This is a genomic window from Mycobacterium sp. 1165178.9 (genome assembly GCF_001673555.1).
Lineage (GTDB): Bacteria > Actinomycetota > Actinomycetes > Mycobacteriales > Mycobacteriaceae > Mycobacterium.
The window spans coordinates 1-1,916 of record NZ_LZMB01000181.1 but is presented as its reverse complement, the minus strand read 5'-3'; the positions used below and the strand labels follow the sequence as shown (position 1 = coordinate 1,916).

2 protein-coding genes and 1 pseudogene are annotated in these 1,916 nt (G+C 66.5%); all 3 read right to left on the bottom strand.

Features of this window, described 5'->3' with window-relative positions; genetic code table 11:
• Window positions 1–445: 445 nt before the first annotated feature.
• Window positions 446–952: a hypothetical protein gene (locus A5652_RS08935; protein ID WP_067349413.1), complete on the bottom strand. Its 507-nt coding sequence runs from the start codon at window positions 950–952 to the stop codon at window positions 446–448.
• Window positions 949–1,563, bottom strand: coding sequence for a TetR/AcrR family transcriptional regulator (locus A5652_RS08930; RefSeq protein ID WP_067349410.1), 615 nt, complete (start codon window positions 1,561–1,563; stop codon window positions 949–951). Before A5652_RS08930 ends, A5652_RS08935 begins: the two co-directional genes overlap by 4 nt.
• 128 nt (window positions 1,564–1,691) lie before the next feature.
• A pseudogene (locus A5652_RS08925) lies at window positions 1,692–1,916 on the bottom strand (acetyl-CoA C-acetyltransferase); the annotation flags it as partial.

Below are 1,916 nucleotides of genomic sequence, written 5' to 3'. Positions count from 1 at the left end.
GCTTGCGCAGCCCTTGATGAATTCACCGTGCCCCGGCGCGAGAAAGTCGTCGAGCGCTTGGTCGGCCAGCACCCACACCAACCACCGCTCCCTGATGATGAGGCTGATCACGCCCAAGCGCCTCAAGGAGAACGAGGACGCCATGTGGGTGCTGGCCGACCAAGCGCTCGACGACTTTCTCGCGCGTGACGGGGCATCGCTCCCGCAGCGCCTCGTAGTAGGGGTACGGGTCCCCGATGAGCTCGCTGCCGCGGAAGAAGTCCAACTCGGAGAATTCGTTCGACATCTCCTGCTCCTTGAATCTCGGCTAGTGAGAACGTGCCTCTCGCGGATGAGTATTACATTTTCACATGGGGTGGTGGTCGTCAACGACGGGCCCTGGCCGCGCGCCACAGCGCGCGACGATTCGACCGGTCAGCTGGAGGTGCAGTCCGGCCCGCGCCGGCTAGCTGGCAGGGACCAGGTCTGCGGCGACCGACGGCCAAGCCAGCAGGCCGCTCCGGAAGGTCTCGACGTGACCGATTGAGGTGTGCGGCGCAGCCGCGGCCGCCAGGGCTTGGGCTTTGAACGTCTGCGCGGCCATGCTCAGCTGGTGTTGAACTAGCCCGACGCTGTCGTCGAGTTCGGACGGCCAGTTCTCTCCCCACAGCGTGACCTCGGTGACGCCGTGATCGAGGGCCTGCAGGACGCCCTGACGCACCCGAGCGTCACAGCCGAACAGGTCCGCCGCGGCCGCCAGGGCCTGCGGGCGGGGACGCGATTGCACCGACGCCAGCGTGTCTTCGAGGTCGAGCACCCGGGCGCCGATGATCTGTAGCGGCCGGTCGTCGGGGTGGTCGGCGACCAGCACTGTGACGTCCCAACCCGCCATCGACCGGTCGAAGATCCAGCCACCGGCGAACCTCACCACGTCGATGACGGTGGCGGCGACGACGTCGAGCCGGTATCTCATATCGCCTCGGGCTTCTTCGGCGGCGCGAAGTCCCGCGCCAGGGTCTCGGCGTACTGCTTGAACGCCTCGGCTAGCGGGATCGATGGATCGAGCAACCATGTGGTTTCCATTCCGTGGACGAAGGCGAGAATTTCTACTGCCTTGACGGCGGGGTCTATGTCTTGCCGATACCGGCCGTCGGCCTGGCCGCGGCGGATGAGGTCGGCGACGATGTCAGTCGCGGCTCGATACCTGGACAGCATGCGGTCGTGCAGCGGGGCCTCGGGAAGGATGTTCTCGACCAGCAGCACGGTGAACGTGCCCACCAGTTCGGGCGCCCGATGAATGCGGTCGGCAACCGCGGCGATCTGGTCGAACAGGTCACCGGTCCGGTCGGCGTGGGTGTCGTCATCGAGGTCGCGGGCATCGAGCACCGCGTGCAGCAGCTGCTCCTTCGATTCGAAGTGATGCAGCAGCCCGGCGGGGGTCACCCCGGCCTCGCCGGCGATCTGGGCGAGCGTCGTGCTGCGCCAGCCGTTGCGCGTGAGCAGGCGTTGCGCGACGTCGAGAATCCGCTGCTTGCGGTCCTCCCCTTTGGCGAGAAGCGTGTCGTATCGCCGTGCGACGGGCACCGGAACCCCCTTAACCCACGTTGTATCGACACTGGGAAAACAACCTAGTGAACACACAGTAGGTTAGTTCTCCCCCTGTGACAAGGGTCACGTGGTGCAGGTTTTTGGCGCGCGGCTGGCCGCGGCTATCAGCTCACCAGCTCCACTAGCGTGGCGTTGGCGGTGCCGCCGCCCTCGCACATGGTCTGCAGGCCGTAACGAATCCCGTTGTCGCGCATGTGATGCGCCATGCGTGTCATCAGTACCGCTCCGGATGCACCAAGCGGATGTCCCAGCGCGATGGCGCCGCCCAGCGGATTCATCCGTGCCGGGTCGGCCCCGGTCTCCGCCAGCCACGCCAGCGGCACGGGAGC